Source organism: Streptomyces sp. NPDC028314 (assembly GCF_055565795.1).
Window position 1 is genome coordinate 72,542 of the sequence record NZ_JBVHTP010000006.1, and the last position, 17,729, is coordinate 90,270.

Annotated in this window: 18 protein-coding genes; 8 read left to right on the forward strand and 10 right to left on the reverse strand. The window is 72.4% G+C overall.

Annotated features, from left to right (window positions below; genetic code table 11):
* Positions 1-12 precede the first annotated feature (12 nt).
* The 3 genes from ACZ4TG_RS15795 to ACZ4TG_RS15805 all read right to left on the reverse strand — a co-directional run bounded on the left by ACZ4TG_RS15795 (position 13) and on the right by ACZ4TG_RS15805 (position 2,484).
* Positions 13-1,197: an MAB_1171c family putative transporter gene (locus tag ACZ4TG_RS15795; protein WP_468162853.1), complete on the reverse strand. Its 1,185-nt coding sequence runs from the start codon at positions 1,195-1,197 to the stop codon at positions 13-15.
* Positions 1,194-1,751 (reverse strand): toxin-antitoxin system, toxin component, encoded by a 558-nt coding sequence (locus ACZ4TG_RS15800; RefSeq protein WP_468162855.1) that lies wholly within the window; start codon positions 1,749-1,751, stop codon positions 1,194-1,196. Before ACZ4TG_RS15800 ends, ACZ4TG_RS15795 begins: the two co-directional genes overlap by 4 nt.
* A gap of 64 nt (positions 1,752-1,815) precedes the next feature.
* Entirely contained in the window at positions 1,816-2,484 is a 669-nt protein-coding gene (locus ACZ4TG_RS15805; protein ID WP_468162857.1) for a helix-turn-helix domain-containing protein, read from the reverse strand.
* 336 nt (positions 2,485-2,820) lie between these two features.
* Here ACZ4TG_RS15805 and ACZ4TG_RS15810 point away from each other — a divergent pair, with 336 nt between their 5' ends.
* The 3 genes from ACZ4TG_RS15810 to ACZ4TG_RS15820 all read left to right on the forward strand — a co-directional run bounded on the left by ACZ4TG_RS15810 (position 2,821) and on the right by ACZ4TG_RS15820 (position 7,364).
* A complete protein-coding gene (locus ACZ4TG_RS15810; protein ID WP_468162859.1) occupies positions 2,821-3,693 on the forward strand; it encodes a helix-turn-helix domain-containing protein in 873 nt (290 codons plus the stop codon).
* 150 nt (positions 3,694-3,843) lie between these two features.
* Positions 3,844-5,193 carry a 6-phospho-beta-glucosidase gene (locus ACZ4TG_RS15815; RefSeq protein WP_468163434.1) on the forward strand — a complete coding sequence of 450 codons (1,350 nt, stop codon included), beginning with the start codon at positions 3,844-3,846 and terminating at the stop codon, positions 5,191-5,193.
* A gap of 74 nt (positions 5,194-5,267) precedes the next feature.
* Positions 5,268-7,364, forward strand: coding sequence for an MDR family MFS transporter (locus tag ACZ4TG_RS15820; RefSeq protein ID WP_468162861.1), 2,097 nt, complete (start codon positions 5,268-5,270; stop codon positions 7,362-7,364).
* Between the two features lie 31 nt (positions 7,365-7,395).
* Here the strand turns inward: ACZ4TG_RS15820 and ACZ4TG_RS15825 are convergent, their stop codons facing one another.
* Positions 7,396-7,953: a nucleotide triphosphate diphosphatase NUDT15 gene (locus ACZ4TG_RS15825; RefSeq protein ID WP_468162863.1), complete on the reverse strand. Its 558-nt coding sequence runs from the start codon at positions 7,951-7,953 to the stop codon at positions 7,396-7,398.
* A gap of 125 nt (positions 7,954-8,078) precedes the next feature.
* Here ACZ4TG_RS15825 and ACZ4TG_RS15830 point away from each other — a divergent pair, with 125 nt between their 5' ends.
* Together ACZ4TG_RS15830 and ACZ4TG_RS15835 are read left to right on the forward strand one after the other, a co-directional pair.
* Positions 8,079-9,080, forward strand: a complete 1,002-nt coding sequence (locus ACZ4TG_RS15830; RefSeq protein ID WP_468162865.1) for an NAD(P)/FAD-dependent oxidoreductase — start codon at positions 8,079-8,081, stop codon at positions 9,078-9,080.
* A 135-nt stretch (positions 9,081-9,215) separates the two neighbouring features.
* A complete protein-coding gene (locus ACZ4TG_RS15835) occupies positions 9,216-10,628 on the forward strand; it encodes an NAD(P)/FAD-dependent oxidoreductase (RefSeq protein WP_468162867.1) in 1,413 nt (470 codons plus the stop codon).
* A 78-nt stretch (positions 10,629-10,706) separates the two neighbouring features.
* Here the strand turns inward: ACZ4TG_RS15835 and ACZ4TG_RS15840 are convergent, their stop codons facing one another.
* Positions 10,707-11,780: an ATP-dependent DNA ligase gene (locus ACZ4TG_RS15840; protein ID WP_468162869.1), complete on the reverse strand. Its 1,074-nt coding sequence runs from the start codon at positions 11,778-11,780 to the stop codon at positions 10,707-10,709.
* A 75-nt stretch (positions 11,781-11,855) separates the two neighbouring features.
* Between ACZ4TG_RS15840 and ligD the strand changes: the two genes are divergently transcribed.
* The 3 genes from ligD (at position 11,856) to ACZ4TG_RS15855 (ending at position 13,760) form a co-directional block, all read left to right on the forward strand.
* Positions 11,856-12,875: a non-homologous end-joining DNA ligase gene (ligD, locus tag ACZ4TG_RS15845; RefSeq protein ID WP_468162871.1), complete on the forward strand. Its 1,020-nt coding sequence runs from the start codon at positions 11,856-11,858 to the stop codon at positions 12,873-12,875.
* A 32-nt stretch (positions 12,876-12,907) separates the two neighbouring features.
* Positions 12,908-13,423, forward strand: coding sequence for an HAD domain-containing protein (locus tag ACZ4TG_RS15850; protein ID WP_468163436.1), 516 nt, complete (start codon positions 12,908-12,910; stop codon positions 13,421-13,423).
* Positions 13,424-13,502: 79 nt separating this feature from the next.
* A complete protein-coding gene (locus ACZ4TG_RS15855) occupies positions 13,503-13,760 on the forward strand; it encodes a WhiB family transcriptional regulator (protein WP_468162873.1) in 258 nt (85 codons plus the stop codon).
* Here the strand turns inward: ACZ4TG_RS15855 and ACZ4TG_RS15860 are convergent, their stop codons facing one another.
* The 5 genes from ACZ4TG_RS15860 to ACZ4TG_RS15880 form a co-directional block, all read right to left on the reverse strand.
* Positions 13,761-14,327: a hypothetical protein gene (locus ACZ4TG_RS15860; protein ID WP_468162875.1), complete on the reverse strand. Its 567-nt coding sequence runs from the start codon at positions 14,325-14,327 to the stop codon at positions 13,761-13,763.
* Positions 14,324-14,941, reverse strand: a complete 618-nt coding sequence (locus ACZ4TG_RS15865; RefSeq protein WP_468162877.1) for a hypothetical protein — start codon at positions 14,939-14,941, stop codon at positions 14,324-14,326. The genes ACZ4TG_RS15860 and ACZ4TG_RS15865 overlap by 4 nt, the downstream gene beginning before the upstream one ends.
* Complete coding sequence (locus ACZ4TG_RS15870; protein ID WP_468162879.1) at positions 14,941-16,071, reverse strand: hypothetical protein; 1,131 nt, start codon at positions 16,069-16,071, stop codon at positions 14,941-14,943. Before ACZ4TG_RS15870 ends, ACZ4TG_RS15865 begins: the two co-directional genes overlap by 1 nt.
* On the reverse strand, positions 16,064-16,363 hold the full coding sequence (locus ACZ4TG_RS15875) for a hypothetical protein (RefSeq protein WP_468162881.1): 300 nt from the start codon (positions 16,361-16,363) through the stop codon (positions 16,064-16,066). Before ACZ4TG_RS15875 ends, ACZ4TG_RS15870 begins: the two co-directional genes overlap by 8 nt.
* Before the next feature lie 72 nt (positions 16,364-16,435).
* Complete coding sequence (locus ACZ4TG_RS15880) at positions 16,436-17,407, reverse strand: acyl-ACP desaturase (protein ID WP_468162883.1); 972 nt, start codon at positions 17,405-17,407, stop codon at positions 16,436-16,438.
* Between the last annotated feature and the right edge of the window lie 322 nt (positions 17,408-17,729).

The window sequence follows — 17,729 nt, forward strand, 5'->3', positions numbered from 1 at the left end:
GGCGGCCCGGGGCTACGGGGCGGCCTTGGACAGGGCCGCCTCGCGGCGGGCCGCGGCCACCACCGGTGAGTGCCGCAGGGCGTGGGAGATCCGCAGGAGATCACGCGGCCCGTCGGCGGTGATCAGGACGTGGTGCTCCTCGTCCCCGATGCCGTTGCCGTCGGGGTCGGTCGCGCTGGTGCTCACGGCCGCCGCCACCATCGCCGCGTCGGCCACCGCGCGGGCCGTCGCCTCGTCCGCCCCGGCGGCGAGGGCCCGTTCGTAGGCGTGGTCCCGGTGGCGGCGGTCGAAGCAGGGCCCGAGCCGCAGGAACCCGTCGTGGATGTCCGACTCGCGCTGGATCACCCGGATCTCGGCCGGGGACCACCAGGACATCCGCACGCAGGGCGTGCCGGCGGGCGCGGTGCGCTGCACCTCGTGCCAGAGCGTGCCCAGGCGGCGGTACGTCGACCAGGTGCGCCAGCTGTCCGACAGCCGCTGGCAGAGCAGCGGCACCACGAAGCCGACCGCGCTGACGAGTGCGCCCACCGCGGCGAGCGGCGGGGCCACGTAGGTGCTGAGGTCGTCGAGGTCGTGCCCGGCCCAGCGCGCCACGACCGCGGACATCTTGGTGGCGTCGTAGGTGAGGCTGAAGACGTAGCCGCACACGATGATCACGAGCCCGGTGCGCAGCCAGCCGCGCACCTGGAGGGACCAGCGCCAGCACATGGCCACCATGGTCATGGCGGCCACGTTGTGCGCCACCAGGTAGATGGCGATCATCGCGCAGATGTACGGGGTGTTCGCGTAGTAGGTGTCGAAGTCGCGCAGCCGCTCCGTCGGGGTGGAGCCGAGCGCGAACAGGACGACGATGACGGCGATCACGGCGGAGTAGCCGACGATCCAGCGGCGGGAGGTGCGCCGGATCTCCTCCGCCGGCCCGCCGCGCCAGTTGAAGATCAGTACGAGACAGGACGCGCTGAAGGCCGTCATCAGGCAGTACACCAGCGGGGCGGAGAAGTTGGTGATTCCGGTCCAGCGGTTGACGGCCTCGATGGTCGGCGGGGCGGCGAAGGTGAACACCGCTCCCACCATGAGCATCAGGAAGCAGACGGAGCGCAGCAGCGGGTCGCGCCAGTTGGCCCGCAGCGCCGGCAGTTTGAAGACGAGGGAGATCCCCATCGCGATTGCCGGGATGTAGTAATCCTGTCCGTTCAATGCTCGTTCCTGTGCCCCCGGTAGCCGAGGGAGGTCTCGATGCGGCCTGCCAGCTGGTCGCGCTGCGCGGGTGCCCGCTGGCCGGAGGATCCGGCCAGCCAGGTCCGGCACCGGCTGCCCAGGAGCAGGCCGAAGGTCTCGGCCTCGGTCTCCTCCTGGACGTCGGCGCGCGTGCGTGCGGCCACGCTGCGGACCGTCTCGCCGAGATCCGCTTCACCGGTCAGCATCCGGGCGGCGACGGCGGCGCCGTCGACGTGGTGGCTGCAGTGGCCGGCCTTCATGTGCCACAGCTCGTGGCCCAGGATCACCAGCTGGTGGTCCGGCGCCGTGCGCTCCTCGATGACCACCAGATCGCGGTCCGCCATGTCGAGCCACAGGCCGCTGGCCGTCCCCTGCGGGAACGAGGCCATCCGGAACTCCACCCGGCGCCCGCGGTGTCTGCTCATGCCCTCGCAGAGGGCGGCGTAGAGGTCCACAGGTTCCACGGGGGCGGTCAGCTTGAGGCCGGCCACCAGTTCCCCGCACAACCGCCGCTGCTCTCTGCCTATGCTCACCGTTCTCCCCGTCGGCGCGGATCCGGATCAGGACTCAAGGATCAGATCCAGACTTTCGACTGGGTCATGATTCGTTCGGTTTGACGCTTTCGAGAAGCATGTCCAGCCATTCGGTCACCTTGTCCCGGTGCTTGTCGCTGGGCAGTTGTGCGGCGCGCCAGGCGATGCCCCGCACTCCGTGGTTCTGGAGGAGTCTTGCCAGCGGATCGCCCGTCGAAGCGGCCTCGGCCGGTACGGTTTGCCGCTCGCGTCCGGCGAAGTCCTGCAGCAGCTGCTGCTCGGTCCGCTGGAGCGCGTCGGTGAGGGCATCGGCGTCGTGGGCGGTGAGGAAGCCCGCGTGCACCCCGAAGAACCGCTGGATCGCGTCGCAGTGCTCCATCGTGGGCCGCCGGTCGCCGTTGATCAGAGCGCCCGCCTGCTGCCGCGACATGCCCGCGCCGTCCGCGATCTCCTGCTGAGTGTAGCGGCGGCCGTTGGGTTTGACCCGGGTGCGCCGGAGCAGGTCGAGCCGCTGGAGGAAGCGCGTCTGCAGATCGGGTTCGCCGGCCAGCCGGCCGTCGAGGAGCGTTTTGACCACGTCCGTGGGGACGCCGGAGGCATCGGAGAGCTTTCGCAGGTCGAAGACCTGGTTGAGGTCGCGGCCCAGCTTGCCCGCCAGTTCGGCTACCCGCGTGACGGTGGCTGCCAGAGACACGTTGGCCACCGCGACGGGAGCCGGGAAGCCGTCTGTCACCAGTGGTTCTCCTAGATCGCGCGAGGTCGGTACAGGCACGTGGTCGGCCTCAGGGAATCTATCCGGTCTCTCGCGCGAGGGCCAGAACTTGCCACAGCTGTGGCGGGAATGAGCTGTCGCCCGGCTGGAATTGCCACAATAGTTGACACTCGAATGAAGTCGGTAGCAGGATCGCCACACGGAAATGAAGATCCAGACCGTGAGGAGGGGGAGCTCTCGGTGCCACATCTCGCAGCGGTGGGCCCGTCCGATGGCCTCGCCCGAGCCGGTGAGGAACGCCTGGCGGGCGACGAGTCCGCCCGTGGCGCAGTGCGGTCGGAGCGACGCAAGGAGATTTTGCGCCAGCGCCGCGAGGAACTGGGGCTGAGTCAGGAAGACCTCGCCGCACGGCTGCGCATCAGTGTGCGCGCGTACGGAAACTGGGAACGCGGCCTGGTCAAGGAATGGACCGACCGCAAACTGCTCGCCCTGGCCGAGGCCTTGGAGATGAGCGAGCGGCAGTGCTTCTGGCTGTTCCGGGTCATGGTCGACCGGGACCCGCCGCCCACCTGGCGGGCGGCCGAGGAGAACCGGCTGCCCGGCGATCCGGCCAAGCGCGACTACCTGTGCGACTACGCGGCCCTGATGGAGGCCGTGCCCTACCCGAGCTTCCTGGTCGACCACCGCTGGGACGTGGCCCTGACCAACTCCGCCTTCGACCAGCTCTTCCAGTCCGTACGCCCGCATCCGACCGCCCTGCCGGACGACAACTTCCTGCGCTTCGTGCTGTTCCACCCGGACGCCGCCGCCGTGCTGGAGGACCACGAACCGGCCTGGTGCGTACCGCTGCTGGCCCAGTTCGCCACCGCGCTGGCCGCCTCCCCGGAGGACGAGGGGCTGCGGAGCATCCGTCAGGAGGTCGCCCGTGACCCGTTCATGGAGGCCGCCTACCGCTACGGCGTCCCGCACTGGCTGAGCACCCACGGTGCGGCGGCCGCCGAGCAGGACGGGGCCGTGCGCACCGTGCGCCACCCCGACCCGCTCCGGGGTCTGGTGCGCTGCCGGATGGTGGCGGAATCAAGCCGGATGCTCGACGAGATGGGCTTCACCCGGATCACCCTCGTCCTCTCGGCGCCGCAGGGCCTGCCGCCCGGTCCGGTCCGCGGCGGGACGGCCTTCCCGCACCAGCAGGGGGCCCGGCTGCGCGCCGTGCCGTCGCTGGGGGACTGACCCCGGCGGACCTCCGCCGGGGCACACTGGAGGCCTTGATCGTGTGCCGTGCGGCGGATGCCACCGATCGGGGTCGCGCCGGACGCGCCACCGCGTCCGGGCCCCGGATCCGTGTCACCGATCGTGGCACTGGCGAAGGGCGGTAGGGGCGTGCGGCTGACCATCCTCGGCGGGGGCGGATTCCGCGTACCGCTCGTCTACGGAGCACTCCTCGGTGACCGCGCCGAGGGCCGGGTGACCCGTGTGACGCTGTACGACGAGGACCCCGGCCGGCTCACCGCCATGGCCCGGGTGCTCGCGGACCAGGCCGCCGGGGTACCGGACGCGCCGGCCGTGGTGGCCACCGGGGACCTCGACGAGGCCCTGCGCGGAGCCGACTTCGTCTTCTCCGCCATCCGCGTCGGCGGCCTCGACGGACGCGCCGCCGACGAGCGGATCGCCCTGGCCGAGGGAGTGCTGGGCCAGGAGACGGTCGGCGCGGGCGGGATCGCGTACGGGCTGCGGACCGTCCCGGTGGCCCGTGAGATCGCACGCAGGATCGCGCGCAGTGCCCCGGACGCCTGGGTCATCAACTTCACCAATCCGGCCGGGCTGGTGACCGAGGCGATGGCCGAGGAGCTCGGACACCGGGTGATCGGCATCTGCGACTCCCCGGTGGGGCTGGGGCGGCGCATCGCCCGGCTGCTGGGGGCCGGCCCGGGGGAGGCCTGGATCGACTACGTCGGCCTCAACCACCTGGGCTGGGTCCGGGGCCTGCGCATCGGCGGCCGCGACGAACTGCCCCGGCTGCTCGCCGATGACGAGGCCCTGGAGTCCTTCGAGGAGGGGCGGCTCTTCGGGGCCCAGTGGCTGCGCTCGCTCGGCGCGATCCCGAACGAGTACCTGCACTACTACTACTTCAACCGCGACACCGTACGGGCGTACCAGGAGGCCGAGCAGACGCGCGGGGCCTTCCTGCGCGACCAGCAGCGCGGCTTCTACGCCGAGGCCGGCCGGGCGGGGCAGCCCGGCGGCGCGGCCCTCGCCGCGTGGGAACGGACCCGGGCCGAGCGCGAGGCCACGTACATGGCCGAGAACCGCGAGGCCGCCGGGGTCGGCGAGCGGGACGAGAGCGACCTGGAGTCCGGCGGCTACGAGCAGGTCGCGCTCTCCCTGATGCGGGCCATCGCCCGGGACGAGCGGAGCACCCTCATCCTCAACGTCCGCAACGGCTCCACCCTGACGGTCCTCGACGCCGAGGCGGTCATCGAGGTGCCCTGCCTCGTCGACGCCAACGGGGCGCACCCGGTGGGCGTGGCCCCGCTGCCGCTGCACGCGGTCGGGCTGGTGACCTCGGTCAAGGCGGTCGAGCGGGAGGTGCTCGCCGCCGCGTCGAGCGGCTCGCGGGCCGATGCGGTCAAGGCCTTCGCGCTGCATCCGCTCGTGGACTCGGTGGGCGTGGCCCGGCGGCTGCTGGACGGGTACGCGGCTGAGCATCCGGGGCTCGCCTACCTGCGGTGACAGGGGCGAGCGGGGGTGCCGGGCGGCGGGCGGGCACCAGCCGTGGCGGTATCGGCCGTACGGGCTAGTGCCGCATGCGGCGCGGCGGGGGCGCTGTGAGAGTGCGACATGTGACCACTGCCCCCGCTGTCGCCGCGGCGCCCCCCGTGCTCGACCGGCGGCGGCGCAATGTCGTCTTCGGCACGATCATGCTGGGCGTGCTGCTCGCCGCACTCGACCAGACGATCGTGGGCACCGCCCTGCCCACCATCGTCGGCGACCTCGGCGGCGGGGACCACATGTCGTGGGTGGTCACCGCGTACCTGCTCGCCGAGACCGTCGCGACCGTGCTGGTCGGCAAGTTCGGTGACCTCTTCGGGCGGAAGCTGATCTTCCAGATCTCGGCGGTCATCTTCATCACCGGTTCGTTCCTGTGCGGCCTCGCGGGCAACATGACCCTGCTCATCCTGTGGCGCGGCGTCCAGGGCATCGGCGCCGGCGGACTCATGGTCACCGCGATGGCGCTGATCGCCGATGTGGTGCCGCTGCGCGAACGCGGCAAGTACCAGGGCCTGATCGGCGCCGTCTTCGGCGTCGCCACCGTCATCGGGCCGCTGCTCGGCGGCCTGTTCACCGACCAGCTGAGCTGGCGCTGGTGCTTCTACGTCAACGTCCCCATCGCGATCCTCGTCGTCGTCGCGGCCGCCCGCACGATCCCCGCCGTGCGGGCCGTCGGCAAGCCGGTCATCGACTACCTCGGCATCGCCCTGGTCGCGCTCGGCGCGAGCGCGCTGATCCTGGCGACCAGCTGGGGCGGGAACGAGTACGCCTGGAGCTCGGGGATCATCATCGGCCTCTTCGCGGTCGGCGTGCTCGCCCTGGGTCTGTTCTGCCTGGTCGAGACGCGGGCCGCGCAGCCGATGCTGCCGATGCGGCTCTTCCGGAACCCGGTCTTCACGGTGTGCTCCGTACTGAGCTTCGTCGTCGGCTTCGCGATGCTCGGGGCGATGACCTTCCTGCCCACCTACCTGCAGTACGTGGACGGGGACTCGGCCACGGTCTCGGGCGTACGGACCCTGCCGCTGGTCATCGGCCTGCTGATCTGTTCCGTCTTCAGCGGCAACGCGACCAGCAAGACCGGGAGGTACCGGATCTTCCCCATCGTGGGCTGCGCCGTGATGGGGCTGGGGCTGTACCTGCTCTCGCGGATGGGGCCCGGTACCGGTGCCTGGCTGGAATCGCTGTACATGTTCGTGCTCGGCGCCGGCATCGGCCTGTCCATGCAGGTCCTGACCATCGCCGTGCAGAACACCGTCGACTACGCCGACCTCGGTACGGCGACCTCCGGGGTCACCTTCTTCCGTACGCTCGGCAGCGCCTTCGGGACCGCGGTCTTCGGCACGATCTACGCCAACAGCCTGGGGCCCGCACTGAAGGCGGGGGTCGCGGAGGCCGCGCGGGCGACCGGAACGGACCCAGCGCTGCTGTTCGACGCCGCGCAGAGCCCGCAGGGGGTGCACGGGCTGGATCCGGCCGCCGCCGGACCGATCATCGACGCCTACGCCCAGGCGCTGCACACGGTGTTCCTGTGGACCGTGCCGGTGGCGGTGTTCGGCTTCGTCGTCGCCCTCTTCCTCAAGCAGGTCCCGCTGCGCGACAGCGCCCGGGCCGGGTCGACGGACATGGGTGACGGCTTCGGCTCGCCGGCCACGGCCTCGGGGGACTCGGCGAAGCTGCTGGAGCTGGCGGTGGGCAAGCTCGTACGGACCATGGGACCGGAGACGGCGCGCGGGATCGTCAGCGCCTCGGACACCCGGCTCGACATGGCGGGTGCGTGGACGGTGATGCAGGTGGACCTGCTGACCCGGACGGTCGGGTACGCGAGCCTCGGACTGATCTCGGCGCGGCGATCGCTCCCGCCGGAGGTGCTGTTGCCGGTCTTCGACCGGATGGTGGAGGAGGGGTACCTGACCCGGGAGGCCACCTTCTTCTCGCTCACCCCGGCCGGAGAGCGGGAGGCGGCGGTCATCTCGCGCGCGTGGGCCTCGTGGCTCGGGGACCAGCTGGAGAAGGACCGCGGCCGGCCGCGGAGCGCGGAGCTGCGGGCGGCGGCGGACGCGATCGCCAAGCGGCTGCTGGCGGAGGACCTGGGCGAGGGGAACTTCGCGCCGAGGGTGCTGGTGCGGCGGTAGGGGGTGTGGGGTGGGGTGGGGGCACGGCGCCTCAGGGTTTCGCGGCGTTCCCGGGCTTCGCGGTCGGGTAGGTGAACGTGGGGGCCGGCTGGGCCGGCTCGGCAGACCGGGCCGTCTGGGCCGGCGGCACGGCCGCCGCCAGCTCGGGGCGCCAGGCGCGCAGGACTCCCGCGGACGGGGCGTAGAGGGCGGTGGGGATCTCGGCGGGGGCGAACCACGACCAGCGGGTGATCTTGTGTGGTTCGGTGACCGTGGGGGTGCCCTCGGCGGTGTGGGTCACGGCAGCGGCCGTCAGCCGGGTCAGGCCGGGCTTGGAGTCGATGTGGACGGCCAGTACCTCGATGGTGTCGGGGTCGGTCCGCAGCGCCGTCTCCTCGGCGAGTTCGCGGGCCGCCGCCTGCTCGAAGCCCTCCCCGGGGTCGACCTTGCCGCCCGGCAGTTCCCAGCGGCCGTCGTGGGCCCGGCCGAGCAGCACCCGGCCGTCGGCGGCGACCACGATCAGCCCGACGCCGACGACGGCGTTGGGCCGGGGGGCGGCGCGTTCGGGGCGTTCGGCGTGCTCGCTGTGCCCGGTGTGTCCGGCGGTCATGGGCGTCCTTCCGGGTCCGGGTCCGCGGCCCGCCGCCGTTCCCGTTCGTCGGCGGCCGTGCCTCCATTTGCCGGTTCGGCAAGAACATTTGTCAAGCCGGCCGGGCCGGGGCCACCCTCGGAGGCATGAACCATGTGACGACTGGGGTGGACGAGGCGGATGTGGTGGTCGTGGGCGGCGGTGCGGCCGGGCTCGCCGGGGCGCTGACCCTGGCGCGGGCGCGCCGGTCGGTGCTGGTGCTCGACTCCGGCAGCCCGCGCAACGCCCCCGCCGCACACCTGCACGGGTACCTCGGCCACGACGGCACGAGCCCCGCCGAACTGCTGGCCCGGGGCCGGGAGGAGGCCGCCGGGTACGGGGCGCGGATCCGGGCCGGGGCGGCCGGTACCGCCGTCGCCGCCGACCGCGAACCCGACGGGGGGTTCCTGGTGCGCTGCGGGGACGGCTCGGCCGTACGGGCGCGGCGGCTGCTGGTCGCGACCGGGCTGGTGGACGAGCTTCCGCCGGTGCCCGGACTCCGCGCCCGATGGGGGCGGGACGTGCTGCACTGCCCGTACTGCCACGGCTGGGAGGTCCGGGATCTGCCGCTCGCCGTACTGGCCGTGCGGGAGCGCGGGGCGCTCGCCGTGCACCAGGCGCAGCTGTGGCGGCAGTGGAGCGACCGGGTGACGCTGCTGGCCCACACCTGGGCGCCGGGTGCGCAGGACCGCGAGCTGCTCGCGGCCCGGGGCGTCGAGGTGGTCGAGGGTGAGGTGACGGGCCTGGCCGTCGCCGCGGACGACCGGCTGGCCGGAGCGGTCCTGGCGGGCGGCCGGGTCGTGGACTGCCGGGCGCTGGTGGTGGCTCCGCGGTTCGTGGCCCGTTCCGGGGTGCTGACCGGCCTGGGGCTGGCCGTGGCCGAGGTCGAGCGGGACGGCCGGGTGATCGGCACCTGCGTCGGCTCGGACCCGGAGACCGGGGCGACCGCCCTGCCCGGGGTGTGGGCCGCGGGCAATGTGACCGCCCCGATGGAGCAGGTCGCGGGTTCCGCCGCGCAGGGGGTGCGGGCGGCCGTCGCCATCAATGCCGACCTGGTCGCGGCGGAGACCCGCGGCGCGCTTCGGGCGCACCGGGGGGACTCCGGGTGATCGCAGCCCCCGCTGCCGGGCTCCGACCGTTCGAAGAGTGAGACTCGGACAACCGTGCGGGTTTCGGTCAGGGTCCGGCCGCGCAGGCTCTGGTCGGTGTGATCGTCGTACGGTTCCTGGGCTCAGGGGGGCGCAATGGCACATCTGCTGGTCATCGGCGGAGGCATCGGAGGGCAGGCGACCGCCCTGCTCGCCGCCCGGCGCGGACACACCGTCGAGCTCTTCGAACGCGACACCCGGGTCCCCGGCCCCGCCCTCGACCGCGACTTCTTCGACTGGCGCCGCCCCTCCGTGCCCCAGGCCGCCCAGCCGCACGCGCTGCTCGGCGCCGCACGCAACGTGCTGCGCCGCGAACTGCCCGACGTCCACGCGGAGATGCTCCGGCTCGGGGCCCGCGAGCGGCACGAGCTCGACTGGTTCGACACACCTCCGCCCGCACGCCCCGGCGACCAGGACCTCGTCATGATCCAGGCCCGGCGCATCGTCCTGGAGAGCGCCCTGTCCGGGGCTGTGCGCGCCGAACCGGGCGTGGTCGCCCGCTACGGGGAGCCGGTCACCGGGCTCACCACGGTCACGGAGCCCGACGGGATCCGGGTCACGGGGGTGGCCTCGCAGACCGGGAGGTACCGGGGCGACCTCGTCGTCGACGCGGGCGGGCGGCGGGGCGGCGCCGAGCGCTGGCTGACCGCGGCCGGCTGCCGTCCGCCCGTCGTGGAACGGCACCGCACGGGGCTCGCGTACTTCTGCCGCTGGTACCGGCTGCCCGACGGGATGGACGAGGGGCCGCGCCGCCCCTGGGCGGTCACCGGGGGCGCCTTCGCCGGGTGCGCCGTGTTCCCCGCCGACAACCGGGTCTTCGCCGTGACCCTGTTCGTGCACACCGAGGACCCCACGCGCTCCGCACTGCGCGATCCGGGTGTCTTCGAGACCGCCGCGCGCTCCTTCCCGCCGGGCGCCGCGTGGCTGGCGCTGGGCGGCGAGCCGCTGTCCGACGTACTGGCCACCGCGAGCCTGGACAACCGGTGGTCCGCGCTGGCCGATGAGAACGGTCCGGTCGTGAGCGCGATGGTGCCCGTCGGGGACGCCGTCACGCACACCAACCCGACCCTGGGGCAGGGGACTTCGCTCGCGCTGTGGGCCGCGAGCCGGGTGGCGCGGACGGCGCACCAGGACCCGGGTTCGGTCCGGTTCGCCGCCGAGTACCACGCCTGGGCGGTGCGGACCCTGAAGCCGTGGTTCGACTTCCAGGTCGTGGCCGACTCCGCCATCGGGGAGCGGTTCGCGACGCGGGCCGGGCGTACGGGGCCGGCGCGGGAGGTGGCCGCGCTGTTCGACTGCGCGCTGGAGGACCCGGAGGTGATGCGGGCCCGGGCGCGGGTCCGGCACCTGGCCGACCCGCCGGAACGGGCGTACGCGGACCCGGAGATCAGGGCGCGGGTGGCGCGCTGGCTGGCGGAGCGGCCGGGCTACGCGCCGAACGCGGTGGGGCCGGACCGGGCGGAGTGGGAGAAGCTGACGGAGGGCTGGGGGCTGGGGGCTGGGGGCTGAGGGCTGAGGGCTGAGGGCTGAGGGTTGCGGGCGGGGGCTCCCCCCTCGGCTGCTCCCGGGCGGCTGCGGGCCCGGCCGTCAGCCGGGGCCGCCCGGCCCCAGCACCTCCGCGAGGTCGTAGCCCACGACCTCCTCCAGCTGGGCGTACGTACAGCTCTCCGGCGTCCGGTCGGGCCGCCAGCGGCCGAACTGCGCGGTGTGCCGGAAGCGGTCGCCCTCCATGTGGTCGTACCGCACCTCGCAGACGCGCTCGGGGCGCAGCGGCACCCAGGACAGGTCCTTCTTGCCGGTCCAGCGGCTCTGCGCGCCGGGCAGCCGCGCGCTCTCGTGCGCGGACTCCTCGGCCCAGGCCGCCCAGGGGTGGCCCTCGGGGTCGGGCATCCGCAGCGGTTCGAGCTCCTCGACGAGTTCGGCCCGGCGTTTCATGGGGAAGGCGGCGCAGACGCCCACGTGCTGGAGCGCGCCGCGGTCGTCGTACAGGCCGAGGAGCAGCGATCCGATGATCGGACCGCTCTTGTGGAAACGGAAACCGGCGACGACGACATCGGCCGTACGCTCGTGCTTGATCTTGAACATGAGGCGGGCATCGGGCCGGTAGGGGAGATCGAGGGGTTTGGCGATCACCCCGTCGAGCCCGGCCCCCTCGAATCGGTCGAACCACTCCCGCGCGAGCGCCGGGTCGGTGGTCGAGGGCGCGAGGTGGACGGGGGGCCGGGCGGTGGAAAGGGCATGGGCGAGGGCGGTACGGCGCTCGGTGAGCGGGGCGTCGAGGAGCGCCCGGTCGCCGAGGGCGAGCAGATCGAAGGCGACGAAGCTGGCGGGGGTCGTCCCGGCGAGCAGTTCGACGCGGGACGAGGCGGGGTGGATCCGCTCGGTCAGCCGGTCGAAGTCGAGCCGGCCGTCGTGGACGATCACGATCTCGCCGTCCACCACGCAGCGGTCCGGCAGATTGTCCCTGAGCGCGGTCACCAGCTCGGGGAAGTACCTCGTCAGGCTCTTGCCGGTGCGGCTGCCGATCTCGACCTCGTCGCCGTCGCGGAAGGCGATCGCCCGGAAGCCGTCCCATTTGGCCTCGTACTGCATGCCGGGCGGGATCTTCGCCACGGACTTGGCGAGCATCGGCTTCACGGGGGGCATCACCGGCAGATCCATGTCCATGATTGTGCGGTGGTACGTCCGGCCGCGCCCGGTATGCGCACCCGGCCGGGCCCGCCTACCGTGGCGCACATGGGTGCTGCGGGCAATGCCATCGAGCTGGAGGCGGGAGGGCGGACGGTCCGGCTGTCCAGCCCGGACAAGGTCTACTTTCCCGAGCGCGGGCTCACCAAGCGGGACGTCGCCGAGTACTACCTGGCGGTCGCCCCCGGCATCACCCGCGCCCTGCGCAACCGCCCCACCACTTTGGAGCGGTTCCCGGACGGGGTGGACGGCGAGTCCTTCTTCCAGAAGCGGGCCCCGAAGAACCTTCCCGACTGGATCCCGACCGCCCACATCGCCTTCCCCAGTGGCCGGACGGCCGACGAGATCTGCCCGACCGAGCCGGCCGCCGTACTGTGGGCCGCCAACCTGGGCTGCCTCACCTTCCACCCCTGGCCGGTGCGCCGCGAGGACACCGACCGGCCGGACGAGCTGCGCATCGACCTGGACCCGCAGCCGGGCACCGACTACCACCACGCGGTGGCGGCCGCCCACGAGCTGCGCGGACTGCTGGAGGAACTGGGGCTGCGCGGCTGGCCCAAGACCTCGGGCGGGCGCGGGCTGCACGTCTTCGTGCCGATCGCGCCGCGCTGGACGTTCACCGAGGTCCGGCGCTGCGCGATCGCCCTGGGCCGCGAGCTGGAACGGCGGATGCCGGGCAAGGTCACCACGGCCTGGTGGAAGGAGGAGCGCGGCGAGCGGATCTTCGTCGACTACAACCAGACGGCCCGCGACCGCACCATCGCCTCGGCGTACTCCGTCCGCCCGCGCCCGCACGCCCCCGTGTCGGCTCCGCTGCGCTGGGACGAGGTGGACGACGCGGAGCCCCGGGACTTCGACATCGTCACCATGCCGGCGCGCTTCGCGGAACTGGGCGACCTGCACGCCGACATGGACGATCACGCCTTCACGCTGGACGCGGTACTGGAACTCGCCGACCGGCAGGAACACGAGCACGGCCTCGGCGACATGCCGTACCCGCCGGACTATCCGAAGATGCCCGGCGAGCCCAAGCGGGTGCAGCCGAGCCGGGCGAAACACGAGGACTGACGGCCGGGGGCGGACGCTACCGTGCGCTGGTGATCAGTACCGGATACCGCCCGCGCCCGCGCCCGCCCCGGCCTCTCCTCTTCCTCGACGTCGACGGCCCGCTCATCCCCTTCGGCGGCAGCGGGTACCGCACGGGCCCCGACCCGCAGGCGGCGGACGAGAACCCGCTGCTGGCCAGGCTCGACCCCGGTCACGGGGCACGGCTGACGGCGCTACGGTGCGACCTGGTGTGGGCCACGACGTGGATGGACGACGCGAACGCGTACGTCGCCCCGCGGATCGGCCTGCCACGCCTGCCGGTCGTCGGCTGGCCGGAAGAGACCGGCGAGCACGAGCCGCCCGGCCTGCACTGGAAGACCCGGGCGCTGGTCGGCTGGGCCGCCGGACGGCCCTTCGTCTGGGTCGACGACGAGATCACCCCCGCCGACCGGGCCTGGGTGGCCGCCCACCACCCGGCCCCCGCCCTGCTCCACCGCGTCGACCCCCGCACGGGCCTCACCCACGCGGACTTCGCCGCGCTGGAGAAGTGGCTGCACGAGCAGGCGTAGGGCCGGGCGCGCCGCTGTCCGGCGGGGTGTTGATCAGGCGTTGATCGGACGTCCATCGGCGGCGGTCAGTATCTGCGTCATGTCGATGAACACGAGTGAGCGGCCGACCACCGCCACGGCCGCCCCCGCCTGGTACGAACTCGCCCTGTGCGCCCAGACGGGCCCGGGCTTCTTCTTCCCGGAGCCCGGCTCCTCGCTGCGCGACGCGAAGCGGCTGTGCGGGGCGTGCGAGGGGCGGGCGGCGTGCCTGGAGTACGCCCTGGCGAACGACGAGCGCTTCGGCGTCTGGGGCGGCCTCTCGGAATCCGAGCGCCTCGCCCTCCGCCCGCGCAGCTGATCAGGTCTGCGTCCCCTTCCCGCTCCGCCGCATCAACCCCACCCGCAGCGCGAGCCCGTCATCCCCACCGCCCCACCCGTCCGCCGGCACCCTGTCGGGCACGACCCGCACGGGATAGTGCCCCCCGACGGGCGACACGACCCCACCGAACCGGGGATCCCCGGCGAACCAGATCCGGCCGGGGTGATCGTCGCTGGTGACCCGGGCGGCGAAGGGAAACATCCGGTACGCGGGCACGAGATCATCCGTGAAGCGGATGTCGATGATCGACGAACGTCGAGGATCATGCCGGCCGGCTACTTCGCGCCACTGGTACGCCTGAAGTACGGATGCGACGCGTTGCCGTCGGCAGAAGGCGATGGTCACCACCGGCACGTACGGCCCGATGACCACGCAAGCCAGGACGGGCAGGGCAGGCCGGGTCCATGCGAACGCGAGACACATCAACGCGATCACCACCGGGGTGACAAGGCCGAGGAGCCAGGCGATGCGCCGGACGACGAGTCGCCTGTAGCCGAGCGCGGTAGGAGGGTGGTCCCAGGCGACCTTCGTCAGCAGGAGCGTCACAGGAGAACCTCCAAGATGCGCGACGTACCCGGTGCGCCCGGTGGGCCGGGATCCGGGTCGGCGAAGCACACGGTGTGCGTGATGGCCTCGATGATCTCGGTGTACGCATCGGCGTGCTCGGTCGACGCGCTGGTCAGATCGAGAACCAGGACGTGCCGCCCAGCCGGGTCCGTCAGGGCGGCCCTGGCCTGGAACAGCTCCCGCTCCACGCCAGGCACGGACATGGTTCCGGCTACGAGGCAGCACGGGAGGCCCGACGGCAACTCGATGATGCTCCGCATCGAGTTGTTCCACAGACGGGACCGAGCGATGGCCAGGGCCGTGCGCGCCACGGCCAGCCGCGGGTTCGAGTCGTTCGTGTGCCGGCCGGCCAGTGAGAAGAGCGAGGTGCAGATCCCGACGGGATCGCCGGGGTGCAACCCGATCGCGGTGTGCAGTACATCGTGCCCTGACAGCTCATCAAGACTGTCCATGAGCTGGGTGATCTGCCGCTGGGCCTCACTGCTGCCGAGCGCCTCGGCTGCCGCGTCAAGAGCGGAGCGATCACCCGGGCCGATGTCGTGGAAGCCAGGAGGGAGCCTGAACCAGACAGGTGGCAATGCGGTGCGGCTCATCAAGACCTCATCAGTGACCAGGCGCGGGCGGATTTCGCGGCAGCGGAGGGGCCGTCGTCCAGGACGCCGCGCGCCCCGTCCACCCCCGTGGAGGTCTGTTCCACGGCGTCGCTGTCCGAGGCGTAGTCGGCAACGGCCGTTGCCGCGCCCGTTGCCGGGATCGCCACACCAACCGTCTTCTTGACCATGGGGTCCGTGCTCCGCAGGGCCCATGAGGTGAGCGGGCTGTCGACCTCCTGGAGACTGAGCCCCGTTGACCAGGTGGTGCGGGCGAAGGTGCCTGCACCCGGCGAGAGACCGGCCAGGGCACTGGCTTCGGGGACGGCCATCGCGGCACGGGCGGCCACCGTGCCGGCCTTGGCGCCGGAGGCCACGGCAGCCACACCCGGGACCGCACCCAGGCTGTCGCCGAGCAGAGTCACGCTGCTCTTCCAGAAGTCCGCGTCGAACTCGCCCTTCGTGACCCCGTCCGTCAGGGGCTTGCGAAACTTCGGGTCTGCCAGATGGGTCCCGAGGGCGGCCAGCGAGAGGCCTCCGGCGACCAGCATCACCGCGAGGCCCGCCGGCGGGCAGAACAGGGCCACGGCGGCCCCCACCGCCCCCAGGACCGCCGACGCGTTCGACAGGGCGTCGGCCGGGTCGTCCACGATCTTGTTCCACACCGACTCCAGCACCCCCGGCTCCTTCGGGGCCAGCTTCGCCACCGCGGTGTTCAGGGTCTTGGCGATGCGGCGGGCCGCCGCGGAGTGTTCCGAGGCGAGCTCGCGGGCCAGGCGGCGGGCGTCGGAGAGGGCCTCGTCCGTCTGGGCGGCGGCGGCCTGGGACTCGTAGCGGCTCGCCAGGGTGCGGTGGGCCAGCAGGGTGTCGTGCCAGGCCGTGAGGTGCCGGGCGGCGTCCGCCAGGGAGGCGTGGGCCGCGCGGAGGTAGCGGGGGAGCTCGCTCGACAGGGAGGCGCGGAAGGCGGTGGCGGCCTCGCCCTGCCAGGCCGAGCTCTGCGCGACCAGGGCTTCGACCACCCGGCAGGCCTCACCGAGGGAGGCCGCCGAGGAGCTGAGCTTCTTGGTCAGGCCCAGCACGGTGGCGGGGTGCCCGGGCGCGGGGTCGAAGCCCAGCGCGGGGTGCTCAGCCATGGGCCGCGGCCCGGAGGAACGCGTCCCGGATGGCCTTGTCCAGCTCGGCGTACTCGGCGGCGCTGCGGTCCACGCCCTCCCGTACGGTCTTGACGCGTTTGGTCAGCTCACGCGTGCCGTACGCCCATTTCTCCTGGAAGCCGTCGCAGGCCGCGTCGAGGTCCGCGGTGCCCAGCTGGTCGGCCCGTACGTGGTCCAGTGCCTTGCGGGCCTCCCGCAGGGAGACCAGCGAGGCGTCCAGGGCCCGGGTCAGACGGGTGAGCTGGTCGATTTCCACCTGGAGCAGGGTCATGACGCGAAACCCTGGCAGAGCGGGGCTCTGCCAGGGCAATCGGCGTCACCCGCCGGAGCGAGCGGAAACCGGTCAGGCCTTGCGGGCCGCGATGCGTGCCGCGCGGGCGGCCAGGCGCTCGTCGAACTTGCGGGCCTCGGAGTCCAGGCCGCCCATGAAGAGGCCGAGTTCCTCCTGGGCCTGCAGGCCCTCGGGGCCGAGGCCGTCGATGTCCATGATCTTCAGGAAGCGGATCACGGGGCTCAGTACGTCGTCGTGGTGGATCCGCAGGTTGTAGACCCCGCCGATCGCCATCTGCGCGGCCATCCGCTCGAAGCCGGGCATGCCGTGTCCGGGCATCCGGAAGTTGACCACGACGTCCCGTACGGCCTGCATCGTCGGGTCCGGGGCGATCTCGAAGGCCGCGCCCAGCAGGTTGCGGTAGAAGATCATGTGCAGGTTCTCGTCCTGCGCGATGCGGGCCAGCATCCGGTCGCAGACCGGGTCACCGGACTGGTGGCCGGTGTTGCGGTGCGAGATGCGGGTCGCGAGTTCCTGGAAGGCGACGTACGCCACGGAGTGCAGCATCGAGTGGCGGTTGTCGGACTCGAAGCCCTCCGACATGTGCTGCATCCGGAACGCTTCGAGCTTGTCCGGGTCCACGGCGCGCGAGGCCAGCAGGTAGTCGCGCATCACGATGCCGTGGCGGCCCTCCTCGGCGGTCCAGCGGTGCACCCAGGTGCCCCAGGCGCCGTTGCGGCCGAAAAGCGTCGCGATCTCGTGGTGGTAACTGGGGAGGTTGTCCTCGGTCAGCAGGTTGACCACGAGGGCGATCTTGCCGATGTCGGTGACCTTGGACTGCTCCGGGTTCCAGGCCTCGCCGTCCTCGAAGAAGCCCGGGAAGTTCCGGCCGTCGCTCCACGGCACGTACTCGTGGGGCATCCAGTCCTTGGTGACCTTCAGGTGGCGGTTGAGTTCCTGTTCGACCACCTCTTCCAGCGCGAACAGCAGCTTGGCGTCAGTCCACGCCTCCGAGCTGCCGAGGTGGGGAGAGGTGATCGTCACGGGTGCTCCTGGGGGGACAAGCGGATACCTACGGTTGCGTAGCCTACGGAGTCGTAGGTTAAGCGCGACATCAAGGCCAGCCAAGCCCCCAACGGACATATGTCCGGTTACGTCCGGTTATCTATGCAGTTCCAGGGGCCCTTGGGCGGGTTTAGACGGGCGAAATGAGGAGTGGAATCACGCCAGTAGGTGGTGCGCCTGCGCCGCTTTGACAGCGGAGGACAGGGCGTGGGACGCGTCGACCGGGCCGGTGACATGCTCCGTGGATCTCGCCGTGCCGGGGTGTTCCTTCGCCCGGCGTCTGCCCGGCAGGAGTGGGGGC